A 6422-nucleotide genomic window follows, 5' to 3' on the forward strand; every position below is an offset into this window, starting at 1 on the left:
TCCACCGCTACAACCACGTGCAGGGGGTCCGGCGCCTCGAGCCCGTGGCGGGAGCCGGCGCCCTGGGCCCCACGCCCCTGGCCCGCGTGCTCCTGCCCGAGGGCTCCTATCTGCTCCGCGTCACGCGGCCGGGGCATGCGCCGGTGGACCTGCCGCTGCTCCTCACGCACGGCGAACGTCAGCAGGTCCGCCTCGTGCTCCCCACCACGGTGCCCGAGGGCCATGCCTATATCCCGCCGGGCTGCTTCCTGCTGGGCAGCGCCGAGCCCGAGGTGGTGCGGACCTTCATGTACAGCTCGCCGCTTCACCGCTTCTGCCTCACCGAGGGCTACCTGATCGGTCGGCGGGAGGTGACGTTCGGTGACTGGCTGACGTACCTGGAGGACCTCCCCCCGACGGCGCCAGCGAGACGGCTCCTCGAGCAGCCGCGCTTTGGCGATGGGGGAGCGGTCACGCTGCGATGGAAACCCGGCACCGGCTGGCTCTTCTCCTTCCAGACTTCGCGGGAAGACGTCTTGAAGGCCAAGGTGGGGGAGCCGTTTCGCTACCCGGGACGAAACCGGCGGGACACCCTCGATTGGCGTCGGTTTCCCCTCTCGGGTGTGTCCGCCATGGACCTGCAGGGCTACTTCTACTGGCTCGACCGGACGGGGCGTCTGCCAGGGGCGCGGCTGTGTGGCCAGAACGAGTGGGAGTACGCCGCGCGGGGGGTGGACGGCCGCCGCTTTCCCCATGGCGACCAGCTGCTGCCCGACGATGCCAACATCGACACGACCTACGGCCGGCAACCCACGGCCTTCGGGCCGGACATGGTGGGCTCCCACCCCACGTCGGTGAGCCCTTTCGGGCTGGAGGACATGGCCGGCAACGCCTACGAGATCACCCGCTCCGCGACGCCGGAGTTCGGGCGTGTCGTGCTTCGGGGGGGCTCCTGGTACTACGATGCCTTCACCGCCTACAGCGCGAGCCTCTCGCCCGGAGATCCGACGGCGCGTGACGTGAGGCTCGGCGTGCGCGTCTGCGCCTCGTTCTCTCCCCGGTAGCGGGTAGAGTGTCTGTGATTGGCCATCAGGGAGAGTCATGCGTCGGGTTTTCAGCTGGATGATGGTGGTGGTGCTGTGCTGTGCGGCCACGGGGGCCGTCGGCGAGGAGAAGTCAGCGCCAGATGCGCGGTTGGTGGAAGCACAGGCCGCCATCGACGAGGCGACGAAGCTCCGGGACGCGGGGGGGTATGCCGAGGCCCTGGCTCGGGCCGAGCATGCGCTCGCGCTCAGGGAGGCCGCGCTCGGGGGAGCGCATCCAGACGTCGCCAGCTGTCTGAGCCTGGTGGGTGATCTCCACCGGCGACGAGGAAACCTGGCCCAGGCCGAGCCACTGATTCAACGCGCACTCGCCCTCCAGGAAGCCGCCCTCGGCCCGAATCATCCCAGCGTCGCGCAGACGCTCAACAGCCTCGGGGTCCTCTACTCGTACCAGGGCGCGTACAGCCGGGCCGTGCCTCTCTACCAACGCGCGATCGCCATCTACGAAGCGGCCCTCGGCCCCAACCACGCCAGCATCGGTGAGCCGCTCACCTACCTCGCCAGGATCTACGTGGAGCAGGGGTTGTACGACCGGGCCGAGCCGCTCTTCCAGCGCGCACTCGCCCTCCGGGAGGCCACCCTCGGCCCCAACCATCCCGACGTCGCCCAGACGCTCAGCAACTTCTCCACCCTCTACTCGAACCAGGGGCTGTACGCTCAGGCCGAGCCCCTCCTCCAGCGCGCGCTCGCCATCCGGGAGACCGTCCTCGGCAAGAACCACCCCAACGTCGCCGTGACGCTCAACATCCTCGCCAACCTCTACCGGGACCAGGGGTTGTATGACCGGGCCGAGCCCCTCCTCCAGCGCGCGCTCGCCCTCTACGAAGCGACCCTCGGCGAGAAGCATCCCAACTTCGCCGTCGCGCTCACCAGCCTCGCCAGCCTCTACAGGGCCCAGAGGCTGTACGACCGGGCCGAGCTCCTCCACCAGCGCGCGCTCGCCCTCCGGGAAGCCACCCTCGGCAAGAGCCACCCCGACGTCGCCCTGACGCTCAACAACCTCGCCAACCTCTACCTGGACCAGGAGTTGTACGCCCGGGCCGAGCCCCTCAACCAGCGCGCACTCGCCATCCGGGAGGCCGCCTTCGGCAAGAGCCACCCCGCGGTCGCGGAATCACTCCACAACCTCGCCTTCCTCTACATGAGGCAGGGGTTGCACGGCCGAGCCGAGCCCCTCTACCAGCGCGCGCTCGCCATCTACGAGGCGAGCCTCGGCAAGAACCACCCCACCCTCGCCATCGCGCTTCACAACCTCGCCCTGCTGCGCCTGGCCCAGAATCGCCTCACCGAGGCCCTGGCGATCCACACCCGCACCTTCGCCCTCTCCGAGCAGCGCCTGCGCCAGGAGGCGCTCGGCTTCTCCGAGTCCCGGCTGGCCAGCTTCCTCCAGCATCTGCGCGAGGGCGAGCAGATCCTCTATGCCCTGCTGCGCGCGCACCCCAAGGACGCCCGGGTCCAACGCCTGGCCCTCGGCGCGGCGCTCCTGCTCAAGGGCCGCTCCGTGGAGGAGACGGCCCACATCTCCCGCACCCTCTACCGCGACCTGGGGCCCGAGGACCGCGACACCCTCGAGCGGCTGCGGGGCCTGCGCACCCAGTTGTCCAACCTCTCGCTCGCGGGCCCTGGCTCGCTCACCCCGGAAGACTACCAACAGCGCCTCAAGACGCTGGCGGACGAGGGTGACTCCCTCGAAGCGGACCTGGCCAGGCGTTCCGCGCCCCTGCGCGCGCTCACCGCGCTGCCTCCCGCCGCCGAGATCGTCGACCGCGTCGCCGCCGCTCTTCCCAAGGACGGAGCCCTCGTCGAGCTCATCGCCTACACGGACAGTCCCCTCATCCTCAAACCCGGTACGCCCCGCGGGAAGACGTCCAACCAGCTCCGCTACCTGGCACTGGTGCTCTTCCCCGATGCGTCCACCCGTGCGGTGGACCTCGGGCCGGCCGAGCCCATCGACCGCGCCGCCTCGCACCTGCGCAACGCCCTGGCCAACCGGGATGCCGCCTTCCAGGCCACGGCCCGGGAGCTCCACCAGCGCGCCTTCCAGCCCCTGCTGCCGCTGCTGGGCCCTACCCGCCGCCTCTTCCTGTCTCCCGACGGCCAGCTGGGCCTCGTGCCTTTCGCCGCGCTCCACGACGGTCGCCGCTTCCTGCTCGACTCCTTCGACTTCACCTACCTCACCTCGGGAAGGGAGCTGCTGCCTCGTCCCCAGGACATCCCCCCCGCCTCCTCCGTCTTCGTCCTCGCCGACCCGGACTTCAAGGCCTCACCGCGGGCGCAAGCCTCCACCTCCGGCAACACCCCCCCGCGGGCCAGGAACCCCGACTCCCTCGAGCGCTTCTTCTCCACCTCGCGCGCGGACCTCGCCAGCAGCACCTGGGCGCCACTGCCGGGCAGCCGTCAGGAAGCCGAGAGCATCCAGCGCCTCCTGCCCCAGGCCCAGCTCTTCCTCGGCCCCGAGGCCACCAAGGAGCGGCTGTTGAACCTGTCCACGCCCGGCATCCTTCACCTGGCCACCCACGGCTTCTTCCTCGGGGACGCCCCCGCTTCCGAGGGCTCCCGCGGCGTGGGCCACTTCGGTGCACTGGGCGACAACCGCCAGGCGCCACGCCCTCGGGATCCACTGCTGCGCTCCGGCCTCGCCCTGGCGGGCGCGAGCGCCCCGTCGCCTGAGGCCTCCGAGCCTTCCAAGCCCCGACCCGACGCCACCCTGGTCACCGCGCTGGAACTGGCCGGGCTCGACTTGTGGGGGACCCAGCTCGTCGTCCTCTCCGCCTGCGATACCGGACGCGGCGAGGTCAAACTGGGCCAGGGGGTCCATGGCTTGCGCCGGGCCCTGGTGGTGGCCGGGGCCGAAACGGTGGTCATGAGCCTATGGAAGGTGAAAGACGACTCCACCCACCTGCTCATGGAGAGCTACTACCGCAACCTGTTGGCCGGCCAGGGCCGCGCCTCCGCCCTGCGTGAGGCCATGCGCTCGCTGCGTGCTTCCCGGCCCCATCCCCACGACTGGGCCCCCTTCATCGCCCTGGGCAGCGACACGCCCCTGCGCGCCATCGCTCCCACCCCGCCGGAGACAGCGGGCCCGTAGAGCGGAGGACGGATGGGGGCCGACAGCCCCCCACCTGGAGCGGCCCCCACCCGTCAACGCCGGGCCCGTTGAATCAAGGCCCTCGAAGTGAATGAGCCGGCGAGGAAGAAAATGATGCAGGAAATTCCGCCTCGGGGACTCACGAGGCCGGAATCCTTCCATCTGGAGGTCGTGCTGGCACATCCCCCACGGCCGCCCGGCTCCACCCTCGGGCGAGCCCCACCACCACCATCACCAACGGCACCGCGCACAGCAGGTCCGTTCCATAGTGGAAGCGCCCCACCAGGGTGGCCGCGATGAGGCCCAGGCCCGGCAGCAGCATGACGCGGAAGAGGCGCGGCTCGAAGCGGAAGGCGTAGAGCAGCACCAGCAGGGTGACGCCGGTATGCCCCGAGGGAAAGCAGTCCTTCGCGAAGGGCGGCGTGCGCATCACCGAGTCCAGCAAGGGCGTCAGCCACACGCCCTGGAGCGGCTCGGAGAACTGGTGGAAGAGGAAGTAGCGCGGGCCGATGGCCGGCACCAGCGCGTAGCTGAAGTAGTTGAAGGCGAAGAGCAGGCTGAGCGCCAGCAGGTACTCGTCGAAGGCCTCCCGGCGCCCCGCGAAGTACAGCATCACGCCCAGCGCGATCGCCCAGACGAAGTGGCCGTAGTAGCAGAGCATCAGCAGCTCGGTGAGCCACGGGGGGACGAGCTGTCCGAGCACCACCGAGGCCTGCGCGCCAAACAGCCGCTGGTCCATGGCCACGAGCTGGGTGTCTCGCAGGACCGGGGTGAGGGCCGTCACCAACGGGTCCATCATCTCGTGGCCGAGGCTCAACACCGGCAGCAGCCAGAAGGAGGCCACGAAGGCCAGCATCCGCTGTCGCGGGAAGGTGGCTTCCAGGGCGCGCAGCACCAGGGGACCGAGCGCGAAGAGGGCGAAGAAGGCAGCGGCCCTCGCGGCTCCGGGAGCCCAGTGGGCGGGACCCACGAGCGCCAGGGCCGCCAGCGAGCAGGACGCCAGGATGACGAGGTCCACGCCTCGCAGGTGCACGTCCCGACCGCCCCCCCGAGGGTGGCGCTGTGAGTTCCAGAGATTCACGACGCCGTCCCACCCCATTAGTTAGCCCAAACTAACCAACTATTCATGGAGCGGGACGGGAATCAAGCGGACACCGCCTCAGAGCCAGCTCGGCTCCGCCCGGCCCAGGCCCTTCAGCGCCCGCTCCGCCGCCCTCACACCAAACCAGTTGGCCTCTTCGAAGAGGGCCATGCCCCCCAGGTCCGAGTGCGCGAAGTGCAGCGTCTCCCCCAGGCTCTCCTGGGCCGCGAAGCGCGCCGGGCCCCACATGAAACCCGGCGTGGGACGCACCATGGCGTGCCCCCACCGCATGACCTCCAGGCGCCGGGCCTGCTCGGCGATGCCCGGGTGCGCGGCCAGCAGGTCCGCCATCACCAGCCCCTCCCACTCGGCGTAGCCGGCGGAGAGCACCTTCTGGCGCTCGGCCTTCGCGTCCAGCCCGGCCATGGGCAGGTACCAGGTGAGCACCGTGGGCCCGCGCTCGTCCATGCGCAGCGCCTGGTGCGTGGCCGCCACGTAGCCCAGGCTGCGGCTCTCGTAGAAGACGTTGTCCCAGGCCAGCGGGAAGCCCCGGGAGTGCGGCAGCTCCGTGAGCGTCAGGTTCGCCACCACCCACGGCCCGTACTGGAAGGCCCCCAGCCACTCGGGGCGCTTGTCCCGCCACGGGGCCACCACGTGCGCCGCCACGAAGCGGGGGCAGGCCAGCACCACCTGTCGCGCCCGGTACGCCCGGGGCCTCCCCGTCCCCGCCTCCACCGCGTCCACCCGGCAGCCGCCCTCCCCGGGCTCCACCGAGTGCACCAGCACGTCCCGCTCCACCCGTCCCGAAGGCAGCGAGGACAGCAACTGCTTCACCAGCCGGCCGTTGCCCTCGGGCCAGCTGAGGAAACCCTCGCTGCGCTCGCCCTTCCCGTCCTGCCGCGCGGCGAAGTACCAGATGCCCGCCCAGGCGGAGACGCCCTCGGCCGTGGTGCCGTAGTCGTCCCGGCACGCGTAGTCCACCAGCCAGCGCAGCCGCCGCGAGCGGAAGCCCTCCGCCTCCAGCCATTGCGCCATCGTCACCCGGTCGAGCGCCGTCCACTCCGCGTCGTCGCTGGAGAGCGCCGTGGGCACCGCGAAGGCCTTGCGCCCGCGCCCATCCCGCGCCGCCGCGAAGGCGTTCATCCGCGCCTCGAAGCGCCGCAGTTCCTCC

4 protein-coding genes are annotated in these 6422 nt (G+C 70.8%); 2 read left to right on the forward strand and 2 right to left on the reverse strand.

Features of this window, described 5'->3' with window-relative positions:
* The coding region (locus tag VF697_RS07730) for a formylglycine-generating enzyme family protein (protein ID WP_331092856.1) at nucleotides 1-1043 on the forward strand (1043 nt) is incomplete at its 5' end.
* 37 nt (nucleotides 1044-1080) lie between these two features.
* Nucleotides 1081-4170: a CHAT domain-containing tetratricopeptide repeat protein gene (locus tag VF697_RS07735; protein ID WP_331092857.1), complete on the forward strand. Its 3090-nt coding sequence runs from the start codon at nucleotides 1081-1083 to the stop codon at nucleotides 4168-4170.
* 139 nt (nucleotides 4171-4309) lie between these two features.
* On the opposite strand, the gene VF697_RS07740 is transcribed toward VF697_RS07735, so the two are convergent.
* Nucleotides 4310-5251, reverse strand: coding sequence for a phosphatase PAP2 family protein (locus tag VF697_RS07740; RefSeq protein ID WP_331092858.1), 942 nt, complete (start codon nucleotides 5249-5251; stop codon nucleotides 4310-4312).
* A gap of 78 nt (nucleotides 5252-5329) precedes the next feature.
* A partial coding sequence (locus VF697_RS07745) for an FAD-dependent oxidoreductase (protein ID WP_331092859.1) occupies nucleotides 5330-6422 on the reverse strand: 1093 nt, incomplete at its 5' end.

The organism is Archangium sp. (assembly GCF_036388035.1).
Taxonomy (GTDB): Bacteria; Myxococcota; Myxococcia; order Myxococcales; family Myxococcaceae; genus Archangium.